At 65.0% G+C, this 16,104-nt stretch carries 15 protein-coding genes and 1 pseudogene; 7 read left to right on the forward strand and 9 right to left on the reverse strand.

From position 1 onward, the window contains the following. Positions 1–4: 4 nt before the first annotated feature. The 6 genes and pseudogenes from B4394_RS13540 to B4394_RS13565 all read left to right on the forward strand — a co-directional run bounded on the left by B4394_RS13540 (position 5) and on the right by B4394_RS13565 (position 7,719). The gene (locus B4394_RS13540; RefSeq protein WP_078315312.1) at positions 5–598 is read left to right on the forward strand and encodes a TetR/AcrR family transcriptional regulator; all 594 of its coding nucleotides are present in this window, start codon (positions 5–7) and stop codon (positions 596–598) included. After that, a complete protein-coding gene (locus B4394_RS13545; RefSeq protein ID WP_078315313.1) occupies positions 595–2,157 on the forward strand; it encodes a flavin-containing monooxygenase in 1,563 nt (520 codons plus the stop codon). Before B4394_RS13540 ends, B4394_RS13545 begins: the two co-directional genes overlap by 4 nt. Next, positions 2,141–2,971, forward strand: coding sequence for a mycofactocin-coupled SDR family oxidoreductase (locus B4394_RS13550; protein WP_078315314.1), 831 nt, complete (start codon positions 2,141–2,143; stop codon positions 2,969–2,971). The genes B4394_RS13545 and B4394_RS13550 overlap by 17 nt, the downstream gene beginning before the upstream one ends. Further along, a complete protein-coding gene (locus B4394_RS13555) occupies positions 2,968–4,203 on the forward strand; it encodes a cytochrome P450 (RefSeq protein WP_078311408.1) in 1,236 nt (411 codons plus the stop codon). The genes B4394_RS13550 and B4394_RS13555 overlap by 4 nt, the downstream gene beginning before the upstream one ends. A 5-nt stretch (positions 4,204–4,208) precedes the next feature. Further along, positions 4,209–6,147 (forward strand): annotated as a pseudogene (locus B4394_RS13560) (flavin-containing monooxygenase). 87 nt (positions 6,148–6,234) lie between these two features. Further along, positions 6,235–7,719 (forward strand): flavin-containing monooxygenase, encoded by a 1,485-nt coding sequence (locus B4394_RS13565; protein WP_078311406.1) that lies wholly within the window; start codon positions 6,235–6,237, stop codon positions 7,717–7,719. Positions 7,720–7,795: 76 nt separating this feature from the next. Here B4394_RS13565 and B4394_RS13570 read toward each other — a convergent pair whose 3' ends face one another. Then, positions 7,796–8,449 carry a TetR/AcrR family transcriptional regulator gene (locus tag B4394_RS13570; RefSeq protein WP_170914989.1) on the reverse strand — a complete coding sequence of 218 codons (654 nt, stop codon included), beginning with the start codon at positions 8,447–8,449 and terminating at the stop codon, positions 7,796–7,798. Positions 8,450–8,546: 97 nt separating this feature from the next. Between B4394_RS13570 and B4394_RS13575 the strand changes: the two genes are divergently transcribed. Further along, a complete protein-coding gene (locus B4394_RS13575; protein WP_078311461.1) occupies positions 8,547–9,329 on the forward strand; it encodes an enoyl-CoA hydratase/isomerase family protein in 783 nt (260 codons plus the stop codon). A gap of 274 nt (positions 9,330–9,603) precedes the next feature. Here the strand turns inward: B4394_RS13575 and B4394_RS13585 are convergent, their stop codons facing one another. The 8 genes from B4394_RS13585 to B4394_RS13620 form a co-directional block, all read right to left on the reverse strand. Beyond that, positions 9,604–10,890, reverse strand: a complete 1,287-nt coding sequence (locus tag B4394_RS13585) for a D-arabinono-1,4-lactone oxidase (RefSeq protein WP_078311404.1) — start codon at positions 10,888–10,890, stop codon at positions 9,604–9,606. Then, complete coding sequence (locus B4394_RS13590) at positions 10,887–12,074, reverse strand: amino acid deaminase/aldolase (RefSeq protein ID WP_078315315.1); 1,188 nt, start codon at positions 12,072–12,074, stop codon at positions 10,887–10,889. The genes B4394_RS13585 and B4394_RS13590 overlap by 4 nt, the downstream gene beginning before the upstream one ends. Next, positions 12,074–12,562 (reverse strand): ribonuclease E activity regulator RraA, encoded by a 489-nt coding sequence (gene rraA / locus B4394_RS13595; protein ID WP_078315316.1) that lies wholly within the window; start codon positions 12,560–12,562, stop codon positions 12,074–12,076. The genes B4394_RS13590 and rraA overlap by 1 nt, the downstream gene beginning before the upstream one ends. A gap of 9 nt (positions 12,563–12,571) precedes the next feature. Continuing rightward, positions 12,572–13,369: a MerR family transcriptional regulator gene (locus B4394_RS13600; protein WP_286142063.1), complete on the reverse strand. Its 798-nt coding sequence runs from the start codon at positions 13,367–13,369 to the stop codon at positions 12,572–12,574. Positions 13,370–13,440: 71 nt separating this feature from the next. Beyond that, positions 13,441–14,058: a hypothetical protein gene (locus B4394_RS13605; protein WP_078315317.1), complete on the reverse strand. Its 618-nt coding sequence runs from the start codon at positions 14,056–14,058 to the stop codon at positions 13,441–13,443. A gap of 147 nt (positions 14,059–14,205) precedes the next feature. After that, positions 14,206–14,772, reverse strand: coding sequence for a copper resistance CopC family protein (locus B4394_RS13610; RefSeq protein ID WP_078311401.1), 567 nt, complete (start codon positions 14,770–14,772; stop codon positions 14,206–14,208). After that, a complete protein-coding gene (locus B4394_RS13615) occupies positions 14,772–15,437 on the reverse strand; it encodes a YcnI family copper-binding membrane protein (protein ID WP_078315318.1) in 666 nt (221 codons plus the stop codon). The genes B4394_RS13610 and B4394_RS13615 overlap by 1 nt, the downstream gene beginning before the upstream one ends. Before the next feature lie 3 nt (positions 15,438–15,440). Next, complete coding sequence (locus B4394_RS13620; RefSeq protein ID WP_078315319.1) at positions 15,441–16,097, reverse strand: DUF6474 family protein; 657 nt, start codon at positions 16,095–16,097, stop codon at positions 15,441–15,443. Positions 16,098–16,104: the final 7 nt, after the last annotated feature.

Below are 16,104 nucleotides of genomic sequence, written 5' to 3' on the forward strand. Positions count from 1 at the left end.
AAACGTGAAGCTTGTGAAGACAGCGGGCCCGCGCGGTGAGGTACCCGAGCCGATCGTCGCTGCCGTTGCGCAGACCCTGGTCCGCTCCGGAATTCAACGTTTCAGCCTGTCGGCCGCGGCCGACGAGGCTGGCGTCTCCCGCGGAACCATCTACAACTGGTTCGGTGGCAAGAAAGAGGCCATCGACGTCGCCGTCGGCTTCATCGCCGGTGCCTTCATCGAGCTGTTCGCGGGGGCGGTGAGCGCCAAGACCACCCTGACCGACCAGGTTGGGGAGGCGGCGGTACGCATCAGCGACCATCGAGCGTGGTCCGATCGCCTGGACCCGACGCTGCACGTGTCCAACGTGTTGGAGTTGGTGCTCGACGAATGTGGTGATGACCTGATGCGCCGGTCGGTCGAGTTCTGGGCGCCGCAGGTCGAGGCTGCCAAGGAACGCGGCGAGATCGGTGAGGATGTCGACGCCACCGAAGGCGCCGAATGGATCATGCGAACGCTGATGAGCATCGAAGTGCTGCCTGCCATCTCCGTGAATCTGAAGGACCCGGCCGTGGTGCGCGACTACTTCTCTCGATTCGTCCTGCGTGGACTGGCATGAGCGACATCGACTGTCAGGTGGCGATTGTCGGCGCCGGTCCGGGCGGTATCGCCGCCGCGCACTACCTGCGCGAACAGGGTATCGACGACTTCGTGATCCTGGACCGTGCCGAGGATTTCGGTGGCACCTGGCGTGACAACACCTATCCGGGCCTGGGCGTAGACATTCCGGTGCTGTTCTACCAGTTGAGCTTTGCGCGAACCGGTCGGTGGAAAAAGCTATTCGCCGACGGCGCCGAAATCCAGCGTTATCACCTGTCGGTGGCAGAAGAACTCGGGTTGCGCACGCACTTTCGGGGAAGCAGCGCCGTCACCGCGGAACGCTGGAACGAGGACGGCGGACACTGGGAGCTCACCGTAGCCGGGAAGCCGGGCATTCGGGCTCGGTACGTCATCAGTGCGGTAGGCGGATACATCGACACCAAACCCGGGCCCGATATCCCCGGCCTCAGCGACTTCCGCGGCAGAACCATGCGACCCAATGCGTGGGACCATACCTACGATTACACCGGTAAGCGTGTCGCGGTGGTCGGCACCGGTTCCAGCGGCATCCAGATTGCCCCCGCTGTTGCCGGCGCAGCGGCGGCGGTCACGACATTCCAGCGCACCCCCGCATGGATTATTCCTAAACCCAACCCCGACCTCTCGGCCCGCACCCAGCAGATGCTGAGTGCGCCGTTCGTGCTGACAGTCCTCAACGCGCTGATCGTCGGAGCCATGGACGCCGCACAGGCGGTGCTGTTCCATCTGCTGCCGCTGTTGCCGGAACCCTTGTTGCGCCGGATGATTCCCCGCTACGACGATATGGCGCGGCGGTGGTACCGCAAGCTGCTGGCAGGCACCGTCAGAGACCCCGCGTTGCGTGACGCCCTGATGCCCGGCTATGGGATCCTGGCGCGACGCACCGTCTTATCCAGCGACTTCCTGCAGGCCGTCGATGCCGGAAAGGTGCGGCTGGTGACCAACCCCATTGTGCGCGTCACCGCAACCGGCATCGAGACAAGGGACGGCACACATCATGATGTCGACCTCTTGGTGTTGGCGACCGGCTACGAGATCTACACCGACCCGGAGCACTACAAGCCCGGAACTGTTCGGGGCCGTAACGGGTTTGACCTGGGCGAGTATTACCGCGACCACGAGATGCGGACCTATGGCGGCTCGGCGCTACCGGGCTTGCCTAACCGGTGGGTGTTGGTGGGCCCCGAGGGCAATCAAGGTCAGGGATGGCACGCCATGGTGGAGGCCAATGCGCGCCACGCCGCCCGTGTCATCGCGGCGTCCAGTCGCAGCCGCCGCGAGGTCGCGGAAGTGAGGCAACAGGCATTCGACAAGTGGGTGCGCCGGATGGCCCGTCAGGGTAAGGCGATTCGCCTGTACGCCACCGACTGCCAGCCACCGCTGAGCACCTACTTCGTCAACTCCAAGGGCGAGGCCCGCTACTACCGGCCCCAGACGGTGAGTGAAATGAACTGGTTCTCAAAGCATTCACCACTCTCCGACTATTCGTTTCGTCCCGTCCCCCTGAAAGCAAAGGTGCTTCATGAGCAATCAGCCTGACAAGCCGCTCGCCGGGCGCGTCGCCTACATCACCGGGGCGGGCCGCGGCCAGGGCCGCGCGCACGCCATTCGGCTCGCCGCCGACGGAGCGGACATTGTGGCCATCGACACCTGCGACAAGCCTTCGCCCTACAACGAATACCCGGCTACCACTGCCGACGATTTTGACGAGACCGTGACGGCGGTTCGGGAGCTGGGTCGCGAAATCATCGCCGAGCGCGTCGACGTGCGCGACCTCACGGGGCAGCAGAAAGTGATCAATGAGGCGATCACACGATTCGGCCGCCTCGACATCGTGGTCGCCAATGCGGGAATCGCGAGCTGGGCGCGGCTGTGGGAGATCGAGGCCGATCAGTGGCGCGACGTCATCGACGTCAATCTGACCGGTGTGTGGAACACCATCAAGGCGGCGGTCCCCGCGATGATCGAAGCCGGCAACGGCGGGTCCATCATCACGGTGAGCTCCTCTGCGGGGATCAAGGCCATGCCGGGCTGCGGCCATTACGTGGCCGCCAAGTTCGGTGTGGTGGGGCTGACGAATTCGCTGGCGGTCGAGCTGGGGGAGTACGGGATTCGGGTCAACTCCATCCACCCCTACGGAACCAACACGCCGTTGGCGGCCGATGAGTCGGTGCTGCGGATGTTCGAGAAGCACCCGGCATACCTGCAGAGCTTCAGCCAGACGCTGGTGGACAACGACAGGCTTGTCGAACCCGCCGAAATCGCCGAAGTGGTGGCCTGGCTCGCCGGCGATGCGTCCGGCGTCATGACCGGAGCTCAGATTCCCGTCGACAAGGGGTATCTGAAGCGATGACCACATGCCCGTTCGTGCCCGGGTTCGATTTCACCGACCCGGACCTCATCCAGCAGCGCATCCCCGTCGAGGAGTTCGCATACCTGCGTAAGACCCAACCCGTCTGGTGGAACGCCCAGCCCAGGGGAGTGGCCGGATTCGACGACGACGGCTACTGGGTGGTATCCAAACACGTTGACGTCAAGGAGGTATCGCGGCTCAATGACGTGTTCTCCAACAGCGTGAATACGACGGTGGTGCGCTACAACGAGGACATCACCGCCGAGCAGCTCGACATCCAGCGCGAGAACCTGCTCATCGACATGGATGAGCCTAAACATCGAGTCCTGCGGCGCATCGTGTCGCCACTGTTTACGCCCAAAGCCGTCAACGGACTGCACGAACGATTGGTCACGCGCGCCAGGGACATCGTGGAGGCCGCCGCCGAAAAGTCCAGCGGTAATTTCGTGTCCGATATCGCCTCGGTGCTGCCCATGCATGCCATCGCGGACCTGGTGGGCATCCCCGAATCGGATCGTCAGCAGGTGCTGGACTGGACCAACCAGATGTTCGCCTACGACGACCCGGCCATCGGGAAAGATACCGCCACCACCGCCACTGTCTCCATGTTGGGCTACGCCTACGCGATGGCCGAAGAGCGGCAACTGAATCCGCGCGATGACATCCTCACCGGCCTCGTTCAGGGCGCGTACGACGATCGCCCGCTCACCCCACTGGAGTTCGCCTACTTCGTCATCCAGCTCATGGTCGCGGGCAACGAGACCTCACGCAACGCCATCACACACGGCGTGTTGGCCTTCGCCGACAACCCCGCGCAATGGGAGCTGTACCGGGAACGGCGCCCGCAGACCACCGCCGACGAGATCATCCGCTGGGCCAGCCCCATCATCGCCTTCCAGCGCACTGCGCTGCAGGATGTCGATCTCGGAGGTGTGCGGATCCGGAAGAGTCAGCGCGTGGGAATGTTCTACGCGTCGGCCAACTTCGACGAGGAGGTGTTCGACGACCCGTTCACCTTCAACATCGAGCGTGACCCCAACCCGCACCTCGCCTTCGGTGGTCACGGAATTCACTACTGCCTCGGCGCCAACCTCGCCCGGCTGGAGATCGGCATTATGTTCGACGCCGTGGCGGACAGGCTGCCGGATCTGATGCCGACCGGTGAGCCCATCCGGTTCAGGTCGGGGTGGATCAACGGTGTCGTTTCCCTGCCTGCGAGTTACCTCGGGTAGACATCGTGCGCAACCGCTACGCTGGGCAACCCTTTTCCACCTCTAGGCGGGAGATCGCCGCTGCCCTGGAGGATGTGAGCATCCCGACGCTGCTGCTGTCACTGGTGCATATCACCGGCGATCCGCGGTACATCCGGGAGTTCAAGCAGGCGGCCACCTTCCTCAACGAAGTCCAGGGCTTCATGTCCGAGGAGGACAAGGCGAGGGCCCGGCAGGTGGCGCTCGCGGTGCTCGTGGACTATCGCGATCGGGGATGCCCGGAGCCGGAGCCATTGGATGCCGGCATCGTGCGGGAGATGATGAATTGGACGGCCTGTGAAGAGGTTCCCGAACACTACCGGTCGTTGGTTCTGGAGGAGCTCGATCTGGAGGGCGTCGATCCGCGACGCGCCACGCCGCTGGATTCGGAGCAGACGGACAGCTTGCCCGTCGTCGTGATCGGTTGCGGTGAGTCGGGGATCTTGGCCGGAATCAGGCTCGCGCAGGCCAACATCCCATTCACCATTGTCGAAAAGAACGCAGGCCCCGGCGGAACCTGGTGGGAGAACACATACCCGGGTGCTCGTGTGGACGTCGCGAATCACTTCTACTGCTACAGCTTCGAGCCGAGTGACTGTTGGAGTCACTACTTCGCCCAACAGCCCGAGCTGCGCGACTACTTTCAGGAGGTTGTCGACAGGCGCGGTCTCGGTGAGCATGTGCGATGGGAGTCCGAGGTCGAGTCGGCGAGCTGGGATGAGCAACACGGGCACTGGAACATCCGCGTACGTACGAAAGAGGGTGCGATACAGGAGCTTGCGGCTCGAGCGGTCATCAGCGCGGTGGGTCAGCTCAACCGTCCCAGCATCCCGCACTTCGACGGTGCCGGGACCTTCGCGGGCTCTGCCTTTCACTCCGCGCGGTGGGACGGCTCCGTAGATCTGGCCGGGAAGCGTGTGGCTCTCATCGGAGCTGGCGCCAGCGGATTCCAGATCGCGCCCGCCATCGCCGAGACCGTAGAGCACCTGACCGTCTTCCAGCGCACCCCGCAATGGATGTTCCCCAATGCCATGTACCACGACCACGTTGAGGACGGAGTGCGGTGGGCCATGAAGCATCTGCCGTTCTACGGGCGCTGGTACCGGTTCTTGCTCATGTGGCCCGGTGCGGACAAGGGGCTGGATGCTGCCGAGATCGATCCCGACTACCCCGACCAGGATTACGCGGTGAGCGGGATCAACGCCGCCGCACGAATGATGTTCACCGACTGGATAACCCGCCAGGTCGAGGGTGACGAGCAACTGCTTGCTCAGGTGTTGCCCGACTACCCGGCTACGGGTAAGCGCACGCTCCAGGACAACGGCAGCTGGTTACGAACCCTCCGGCGCGGCAATGTCGCGCTGGTACGCACACCGATTGACCGAATCGAGCCGGACGGCGTCGTCACCGGGGACGGTGCGGTCTACCCCGCCGATGTGATCGTGTACGCCACGGGATTTCGGGCCACCGAGGTGTTGTGGCCGATGCGGATCACGGGACGCGGCGGCGTCGAGCTGCGCAGCATGTGGGGGGAACGGCCGTACGCGCATCGCGGCATCACCGTTCCGGGGTTCCCCAATTTTTTCATCCTCTACGGCCCGGGAACGCACCTGGCCCACGGGTGGGAGCCTGATCTTCCAGTCCGAACTGCAGATGCGATACGTCACGCAATGCCTGGAACACCTGGCGACCGACAGCACCCTGGCGATGGAGCCGAAGCCACGGGCGGCGGCCGAGTGGCATCAGCGCACGCAGGACCAGATCAAGAAGATGGTGTGGTCACACCCTGCCGTCGAGCACTCCTACTTCAAGAACGCGGACGGCGAGATACACACTGTCAGCCCCTGGCGATTGCCCGAGTACTGGCACGCCGTCCGGCGTCCGGACTGGTCCGAGTACGTCTTCACCAGTGCCGGAGGGCCCTGACCTGCGGCGTCCTCGGCACAGTGTGAGTGCGACCGCAAGGGTCTAACTTTACTTTTCTCCCCGATCCGTAAGCGGTAGCATCGCGGCATGTCCGAACATTTTGACGTGCTCATCGTCGGCGCCGGTATCTCCGGCATCAGCGCGGCCTGGCACATTCAGAACCGCTGCCCGTCCAAGACCTATGCGGTGCTTGAGGCCCGCGACGATATGGGCGGCACCTGGAATCTCTTCAAGTACCCAGGTATCCGGTCCGATTCGGACATGTACACGCTGGGCTTCCGCTTCTCACCGTGGAACGATAGCCGCACCCTGGCGGATGGTCCCTCCATCCTCGACTACGTGCACAAGACCGCGGCCAATTCCGGCATTGACGGACACGTCCGGTATCGGCACAAGGTCGTCGGGGCGGCGTGGTCCACCGAGACTCAGCAGTGGACCGTTCAGGTGGATCTTGATGGTAAGACCGCCGAGTACACCTGCTCCTTCCTGTTCTGCTGCAGCGGCTACTACGACTACGACCAGGGTTACTCGCCGGAGTTCCCGGGCGTCGCCGACTTCAAGGGCACCGTGATCCACCCGCAGCACTGGCCCGAGGACCTCGACTACAAGGGCAAGAAGGTCGTGGTGATCGGCTCCGGCGCCACCGCGGTGACCCTGGTTCCGGCGATGGCGCCCGATGTCGGACACATCACGATGCTGCAGCGTTCACCCACTTACATCCTGTCGCTGCCGAACGAGAACCCGATCATCAACGGCCTGCGGAAGATATTGCCGCCCAAGGTCGCCTACCCGATCGCGCGGTGGATCAACATCGGCCAGCTGATCTTCAGCTACCAGGCCAGCCGCAAGTTCCCGAAGGCTGCGCGGCGGATCATCATGCAGCAGGCCAAACTTCAGCTGCCCAAGGGCTATGACTACAAGACCCACTTCGGCCCCAAATACAACCCGTGGGACGAGCGTCTCTGCGTGGTGCCCAACGGCGACCTGTACAAGACGATCCGCAAGGGCAAGGCCGACATCGTCACCGATCACATCGAGACGTTCGACGAGACGGGCATCAAGCTCAAGTCGGGCAAGCATCTCGACGCCGACATCATCATCACCGCGACGGGTTTGAACCTGAAGTTCTTCAGCGGCGTCATCCCGACGGTAGATGGTGTGCCCGTGGATCTGCCCGCGCAGACCGTGTACAAGGGTGCGATGCTCACTGGCATCCCGAACATGGCGTTCACCATCGGGTACACCAACGCCTCGTGGACGCTCAAGGCGGATCTCGTGTCCGAGTATGTCGGCCGGCTGCTGAACTACATGGACGAGAACGGTTATGTCACGGCGGTTCCCGAGCTCGCCGACGAGACGCTCGAGAAGCAGCCGTTCATGGACTTCACCCCAGGGTATGTGCTGCGCGCGCTGGAAGAACTGCCCAAGCAGGGCAACAAGCACCCGTGGCGTTTGAAGCAGAACTACGCCTATGACGTCGGGATGATGCGGCGTAGCCGGATCGCCGAGGGCATGCGCTTCGGCAGGAAGAAGGCCGCGGCCGAGACCGCACCGGTGGCCGTTAACGGCTAGACCATTGCTGCGGAACGGCCGGGTGTTGCTTGTCGACGCCCGGCCGTTCCGCGTCGTGGCCGAAGCATCGCGGACACTATTCCTGTTCGGGTGCAGCCTGATTCGCACTCGCGGCGATCAGCATGGGAAGCATCGGCCGCATGGGCAGCAGCCGTTGCACGGCGGCCAGGAGTCGTTCGGTCCAGTCGGTAGTCGACGTGGGGTCTTTGATGCTGTCGATGGCCACTCCCTGCCCGACCGCGACGCACAGGCGGGCGAGGTCCTGCACGCTCGCCTCGGAAAGTTGGAGATCGCCGTCGAGCTGCGCTATTGCGCCGGCAACGTGGTCCAGCATGGTCTTGTCGCGGGCCGCGAGTTCCTCGTTCAGCGTCGAATTATGGCGGGCTACCAGGGCGAGCTCGATCTTCAGCAGTGCCCAGCCGGTGTCACTGAGTGATTGCTCAATCCAGTCCTGAAATTTCTCGAGGCGATTCTCTGAAGAAGCTTCACCAAGCGCTTGCCGGTAGTTTTCCAGAACTTGTTCGGAGTGGCGGTCGATGACCTCCAGCGCCAAGGCTTCTTTACTCGGGAAGTTTGAGTACACGGCGCCACGGCTGTAGCCGGCATCTTCGGCCACCTGTTCGTTCGACGTCACCGCAAAACCCTGCTGCAAGTAAAGCTGAGTCGCGGACTCCACGAGGCGGGCCTTTGTCTGAGCCTGAGCCTCAGAGCGAGTCAATCGTTTGGCCACGACCGTTGAGTCTATGCGCTCGGCTCCGCGCACCAGGAGAATCCGGTCTCGCGACGCCGAGGTACGGTCGGGCCATGACCTGCTGCGGGGTGATGACCTGACCGAGCTCTTGACCGACATCGCCGATGGGGTGGCGACGCTGACCCTGCACGGCCCGGCGACGCGCAACGCATTCACGGCCGAAGTGGGTCGTGCGCTGGGCGCGGCCTATCGGCGGCTCGATGACGACCAGGCCGTGCGTGTCATCGTACTGACGGGCACGGCGCCGGCATTCTGCAGTGGGGCTCAGATCTCGGTGGGTGCGGAGACTTTCGCCGCCCCGGACAATGCTGACTTTTCGGCGTCACCGGTGCGGCCGGCCGCCTTCGAGCTGAGCACTCCCGTGATCGCCGCGGTGAACGGGCATGCCGTCGGTATCGGGATGACACTGGCACTACACGCCGACATCCGCATCCTCGCCGAGGAAGGTCGCTATGCGATACCTCAGGTAAGGTTCGGAGTAGCGCCGGATGCCATGGCGCACTGGACGTTACCGCGGTTGGTGGGTACGGCGGTGGCGGCCGAACTGCTGCTCACCGGTGCGACATTCTCGGCCCGCAGGGCCGTCGAGACGGGTCTGGCCAACAGAAGTCTGCCCGCCGAACGGGTGCTCGCCGCCGCGCTGGAGATGGCTCGCGATATCGCGGCCAATGTCGCGCCGCAGTCCGCGGCGCGGACCAAACGGCTGTTATGGGACGCACAGATGACGGGGATGTCGCCCGCCGAGGTTGCGGCGCGGGAGACGAGCGATCACCTGCGGCTGATGGGCTCGCCGGATGCGGCCGAGGGCCCGCGTGCGTTTACCGAACGTCGAGCCCCACGCTGGAGTGGCCACGGGTAGCACCGCAGCGTGCCAGGGCTTGAATCGCGGGCCTCGCGCGCCTCACCCATATTTGGGTACATTACGTAACCAGATGATCACGGTGGTCATGGGATGGAGTGCATCGTGGGACGACACAACCGGCCCTCCGCCGTTGGGGATGCGCCTGCTCCGGACGAACGGCAGTCCGATGCTGACTGGACCGCCGATTTCGTCTGGGACAGCGACACCCCCGGGACATCTCGCGCGGTAGGTGAGTCTGACGGTGCTCTCGCCCCGACACCGCCGCCCTGGTTCAGGGGCTGACCGGGCCGAGGAGCCTATCCAGGTATTCACCGCTGAACACGCCCTCGGGGTCGAACCGGGCGCGGACCTCTTGGAATGTCTGCCATTCCGGGTAGCGCTCGCTCAGCTGCGCGGCGGTGAGGGTGTGCCGCTTACCCCAGTGTGGGCGGCCACCCAGCCCGATCAGGATGGGTTCGAGATCGTGGAAGTACGACTCCCACGGACCGTGAATCGTCTGATGCACTGCGAGGTAGACGCTTTCGCGGCCATGGGCCGGTGCCAGTAGTGCGTCATCAGCCTGGGTGAAGCGGACCTCCAACGGAAAGGCCACCCGATGACGGTTCTGCTCAATGGTGGACAGGGCAGTCTGGATGGCATCGCGGGCATTCTCCAGGGGAAGCGAGTACTCCATCTCGGTGAACTTCACCTTGCGGGGGCTCGCGAACACCGCAGCACTCTCATCCTGTGACTCATTGGAACCAGCAAGATTGGCAACGAATTTCGATATGTACGGGGCGGCAGCCGGCACACGCCCGGCCATCCACATCAGCGCGCCGAGCGCGCCGTTCTCCACCAGATCGCGCTCCACCCAATGCCGCACTGGATGGCGAGGCCAGGGGTTCTCCTCGGTGCGTGCCGACTGTAGCAACAAGACCTTTCGCGTGTGCGGAAAGAGGTACAGCTCAAGGTGATCGGTATCGGCGAGCAACGTGGGCAGATCGGCCAGCACGGTGTCCAGATCGTGCACGGACTGGCGGCGGTGCAGTCGGAAGGCCGGAACGCATTGCAGGGTGAACTCGGTGACCACGCCCAGCGCACCCAATGAGATCCGTGCGGCGCGCAACTCATCGCCAGCGGCGATCTCGTGAGTAGTGCCGTCGGCAGTCATGATTCGCATCGAAACGATGGTCTGCGAGATGTTGCCGTACCGCAGGCCCGTCCCGTGTGTTCCGGTAGCAGCGGCCCCGGCGAGTGTCTGGGCGTCGATATCGCCGAGGTTCGGCAGGGCCAATCCGTGCCGCAATAACCTGCGATTCAGATCATGCAGGGTGATACCGGCCTGCACCCGCACCCGGTCTTGCTCGTCCACTGATATCAGTTGCCGCAGTTCCGAGATGTCCACCTGCACGCCGTCGGTGACACACAGCTCGGTGAAGGAATGCGACGAGCCGACCGGCCGTACCGTCCGCCCGGCAGAGCGCCTGAGGGCGAACGCCAGCTCCTCCTCGGACCGTGGGCGAACCACTAGTCCTGGTGCACAAGATGTTTGACCACTCCAGTTGTGCCACTCGCTCACAGGAACATCATTCCCTCGCCGCGATAGGTGGACACCGATCCCGCATGCTGAGCGTCCTCGATGAGCTGCAGTTCGGTGAAGTGTTCACAGAGCTCGCCGGCCTTGGCGTGCCGGAACCACACCACATCGCCGATCTTCAGCTCCCGCGCGCCGCGCAACGGCGTCTGAACCTCCCCGGCGCCTTCGGATGGGTCAAAGGACAAACCCCTGGGCCACGAGGGCGCCGGCACGCGACTTGCCCCGGCGGGGCCACTGGCTATGTACCCGCCGCCCAGTACCGTGGCCAGCTCGGGTGCTGGTTTGCGCACCACGGGCAACGCGAACGCGGCGGCTGGATCTAGCCGCAGACTGCGGTAGTTGTCGAAGAGAGCCGGAGCGAAGAAGCCCGACCCGGCTGCCAATTCGGTGGCGAATCCCAGTCCCGCGATGCGCGCCAGGCTGCCGGTACCTCCGGAGTTCACCAGCTCGAGCGGTGGTGCCCCGGCGGCACGCAGCCGCGCGGTGACCGCGTCCAGCACCCGGGGGAGACGCTGGCCGAGATCGCGCAGCGAGGACGCCTGCATGCCGCGAACCGCCAACTGGTACCACGGGTTTCCCGGGACGATGTCGCCCACGCCGGCGATCTGCCCGTCGTAGGCCATCACAGCCGCCAGCCGCAGTCCGGGGGTGGCGCACACCAGATCGGTGAGAGCGGCCGCCTGCTCGGGGGTGTGCACCGGTGATCGCTTGGGCCCCAGGTGCACCGGACCGTTGAGGGGACGCCACCCGGCATCGATATCCAGGCACACCGGGATCGGCGCGTTGGTCTCTTGCGAGATCGCCGCGAGCAGATCCACGTGATCGGCGGAGTCGATTAAGGGGCGGATGACTGAGCGATGCCGGGCCGCCGTGGCCAGGGCCCCCCGGTCGACACTGGGGTAGGCGATCAGTAGATCGTCCACGCCAGCGTCGGCGAGATGCACGGCCTCTGCGGGGGTGAAGGCGAGCACCCCTCGAAAGCCTGGTATCTCCAAAAACTTTCGAATCAGTGCGGTACTGCGTATCGACTTGCTGGCCACCCTGATGGGTAGACCGGAGGCGGCGGCGACCAGCGACGCGGCGTTGGTCCGCACCGCGTCCATGTCGACCGCGGCCAGCGGTACGGGTGCCCCCCGCAGCGCCTCGGCCAGCCTCCGCACCGACATCAGGCCGGAACCACGACTACGCCGTCGTGGTCGGCGTAACAGATCGCCCCCGGCGTGAAGTCGATGCCGCCGAAGCTGACGACGACATCGCGCTCCCCTGCGCCGGTCTTGCTGCCCTTTCGCGGGTTGGTACCGAGGGCCTTGATGCCGATGTCCATGGTGGCCAGCTCGGCGCTGTCCCGAACCACTCCGTTGATCACCAGACCCGACCACCCGCTGTCGACGGCGATCCCCGCGATGATGTCGCCGACCAGCGCGCAATGCGGCGATCCGCCACCGTCGATCACCAGCACGCCACCCGAACTAGGCTCTGAGAGAATGGATTTCAATAGAGCGTTGTCATGGTGGCAGCGCACCGTGGTGATGACCCCGGCGAATACCGGCCGCGCGCCGAACTGCGCGAGCTGAAGATCGCAACTGGCCATGTCGATGCCGAGCTCATCTCCCAGGTCGGCGGTCGGGCGGGGCGTGATCGGTGCTGTCGTCATACCCCAAGCCTATTCGTCGGGCTCCGCTGCCGGGTCTGGTGCATAGGCAATCACGACATCTCGCAGCCATTGCGCCAGACCCGGCTCGGCGCCGTCGTAGTACGCCCGGAATCGATCGTCAGCGACGTACATTTCGGTGAGGCACAGCTGCATCTGTGGAGTGCAGTCGTAGTGCGCCTCGATACTCCGCCGGTGTGCCTTCGCTAGCGCGTTGGCCTGCTCTGATCCGGGTCGCACGCCCTGGCGTTTCGCGGCTGCGAGGTCGGCGAGCAGTTGATCAGCCTCGGCCTTGATCCGGATCCAGTCCGCCTTGGTGTACTGGGCGGCTCTCGCCCGGCTCTGTTTCCAGGCCGTGGTGTCACCCCAGCGCTGCTGCGCCTCGTCGGCGTATTCGTCTCCGAATCCGGTGGTGCCGAAGATTTCGATCTGCTCCTCGACGGACAGCCGAATACCGCTCTGGCGAGCGTTCATCATGTTCTCCACTGCCGCGACCATGTGGTGCAAGCGGTCGATTCGGTCCAGTAGCAGTACACGCTGGCGCTGCAGGTGTGCGTGCATATCGATGTCCGGATCGTCGAGCAGGGACGCTATCTGCTCGAGGCAAAATCCCACCTCGCGATAGAGCAGCACCATATGGAGCCGCTCGATATCGGTATCGGTGTATCCGCGGTAGCCGGCCTGGGTGCGGGCACTGGGCACCACGAGACCGATCTCGTCATAGTGGTGCAGTGCCCGGACCGAGAGGCCGGTCAGATCGGATACCCGACCCACCGTCACCAGGTTGGGTCCACTTGTGTCTTCGTTCACGTTCGACACTGTGCGGCCTCCCGTGACGTGAGGGTCAAGCCCTTATCTCGTGACGGCGGCACCGGATCCGATCAGTCCAGTTCGACGGAGTCCTCGCGGCGACGCCGGCGCCGAAGCAGCAACACGACGAAAATCGCGAACGCGGCACCGAATGCGATTTTCAGGTTCGGTGATTGCCGGCCCACTTCAGGTGCCGGGCCGGGAATCGGTGGCGGCGCCGAATCGACCGCCGATTTCGCCTGTGCGGCGGCCTCCCGGGCAGCTGCCGCGAGGTCGGGCTGGGCAGGTTCTGGCGTGGGCGCCGGTGCGGGCGCCACTGGTTTGGGGGCCTCGACAACGGGCTCAGGGGTCGGCGCGGGTGCCGCCGCTGGCGCAGGTTTCGGTACCGGTGGGGCGGCGGGCTTGGGGGCCTCGGATGCCGGCGCTGCCGATGCTGGTGCCTCGGCGGGCTTCTCCGGTGTGGCGGGCGGCTTCGGGGCTGGGGCTGCGCCGGACCCGGGTTCGGACTTGGGACCCGACTTCGGGGGTGCCGACGAGCCGGCGGGCCGTTTGGCGGGCGCGCGCTTGGCTGCGGGACGTTTCGCGGCCTTCGCGGGGCGAGCCGGTGTCGCGGGCTTTGATGCCTCGCCGCCAGCGGGCTTCTCCGGTGTCTGGTTGGGCTCGTTAGCCGAATTGTCCTGGTCCGCCATGCGCCTGCTCCTTCGCAAGTTTCGGTCGTCCTGGGTGTTCGTGGCGCGCTCGCGGCCACGATGGGCGGCTTACACCCGAATCTCTGCCGCCCCGCCGTTGTCCATCATGCCGTCACACCGGAAAAAGGCCAGTGGCCCCCTCCCTGGTTAGGACTGACGACGCTGAGTCCAGATGAGTGCCGCACCTACGGAGACCACCACAGCCACCACAAATGGCCACATAGGCAGGTCGCCATCGGTCGGATTCGCCGAAGGTGCCGGAGCGGAAGAATTCGTGCCCGACGGCTGCTGCGACATCGCCGGCGCGCCCGCGGAGGCGGGTGCACCGGAGCCGGTGATGGTGAACTGCCAGGATCCGTCGACCGGATGGCCGTCCTCGGAGATCACCCGAAAGTTCACCGCGTACTTGCCGGCCGGTGCTCCCGGTTTCATCCCGACCGAGATCGTCGCACCGGACACCACCGGATCGCCGACCTGCCACTGGTCGGTCTTGGCGTCTGGCCCGATGATCGTCATCGCGGAAAAACGCTTCTGCAGTGGTTCGTTGAAAGTGGCACTGACCTGGGCGGGAGATCCGGATAGCACGGAATTTTCGGCAGGATCGGAGGACACCTTGACGGCGTGTGCCGCCGCCACGCCCGGCACCGCCAGGCCCAGCGCCAACACGATGAAGGCCGACAAGAACACCGACACCGACTTGCGTAGAACCGTCATCACTGTTGCCTCCGCCGATTTGCCACCGCAAGCACGAGCGCGACGGCACCGAGGATCAGACCGATGCCGCCGAACCAGCGGGCCGTCTTGTCCGGATGTGCCGCGCTCTGCGCGGAATCATGAGTTGCCGACACCTGCGGGGCGTGCGCCGAGTGTCCGTCGTGGTCGGCCTTGCTTTGCGTCAGGTCGAGTATGGGTGCGGGGTGCTCCGGCTCGGCGCCGCCGGGCTGGGCCTGCTGATCCCATGTGACGACCTGACCGTCGGCATAGGTCTGTGTCGCGGGGAAGGCCACCGACTCGGTATCGGGGAGCTTGACGCGCACCCGGAACAACGCGAACTGGTCGGGCCCAATCCCGTTGCCCGGGACGGCCTTCCATGTCACCGATCTGACCGTGCCCTTAGCGGCGTCTCGATCCACGGTGCTGGTCCAGCCCGGCAGCAGCTCGGTGCTTGCCGAACCGACATCCGGCAGCTGGACGGTCAATGCCGTGGTCAGCGCCTTGCTCTGGGACTCGTTGGGAACGGAGAACTCCAGCGTCGCGTAGCCACCGCGGGCAGTGTTATCCGTGGTCACGCGCACGTGGGCGGACGCCGGAATAGCGAGCGCCACCAGCGCGGCGGCCGCCGCGGTCGATGCCGCGATCAGTCGGGGGAACATGCGCATGGATTACCTCACTCCGAGTCGGGCAAGCAGATCAGCGTCGATGCCGTCGAGCTCACGGGCGATGGCGGCATGGGCCGCGCGCCTGCGGGTCGGTGGCATGTGCTCGGAGGCCCCTACTGCGGTACCCAACTCTTCCAGCCGCGCACGGACTGCCGAGGTGAACTTCTTGGTCTCCGCATCCTTGGGTGCCCGGTCGAGTACGGCCTGGAGGGATTGCTCAGCGCCGGCGATACGGGCCGACAGCTCCGCTCCGAATCCTGAGTACTGGCCAAGCTCTGCCAGCGGTATGCCAAGGCGATCGGCGCGCCGCTGATCCAGCACCCCGCGGACCGCGATGGCTCCCTTGTACAACACCGGCAAGAGCACCGGAGCTAGCAGCCGCACCACTGTGAGGGTGCGCTTGATCCGGGTCGGCGAGAGCAGCTTGCCCTCGCGTACCGCCTTGAGCTGGTCCTGGGCGATCTGCCGCTGAGCCTTCAACGTCGCGAGCTCCGTCTTGCGCGAATCGCGCCGGGCGGCGGACTCCGAGCGCGCCTGCATGAGCATCCGTCGCCGGTCGTTACGCGCCGCCAATCTGGCTTCGAGCTTGGCCTTCGCCTTCAGAGCCCGAGCCTCGGCGCGTTTCGTCGAGCGGCTCTTGCGGCTGGTGAGAAAACCCATCCCAGCG

The sequence above is a fragment of the Mycobacterium sp. D16Q16 genome, from assembly GCF_002013745.1.
Taxonomy (GTDB): domain Bacteria; phylum Actinomycetota; class Actinomycetes; order Mycobacteriales; family Mycobacteriaceae; genus Mycobacterium.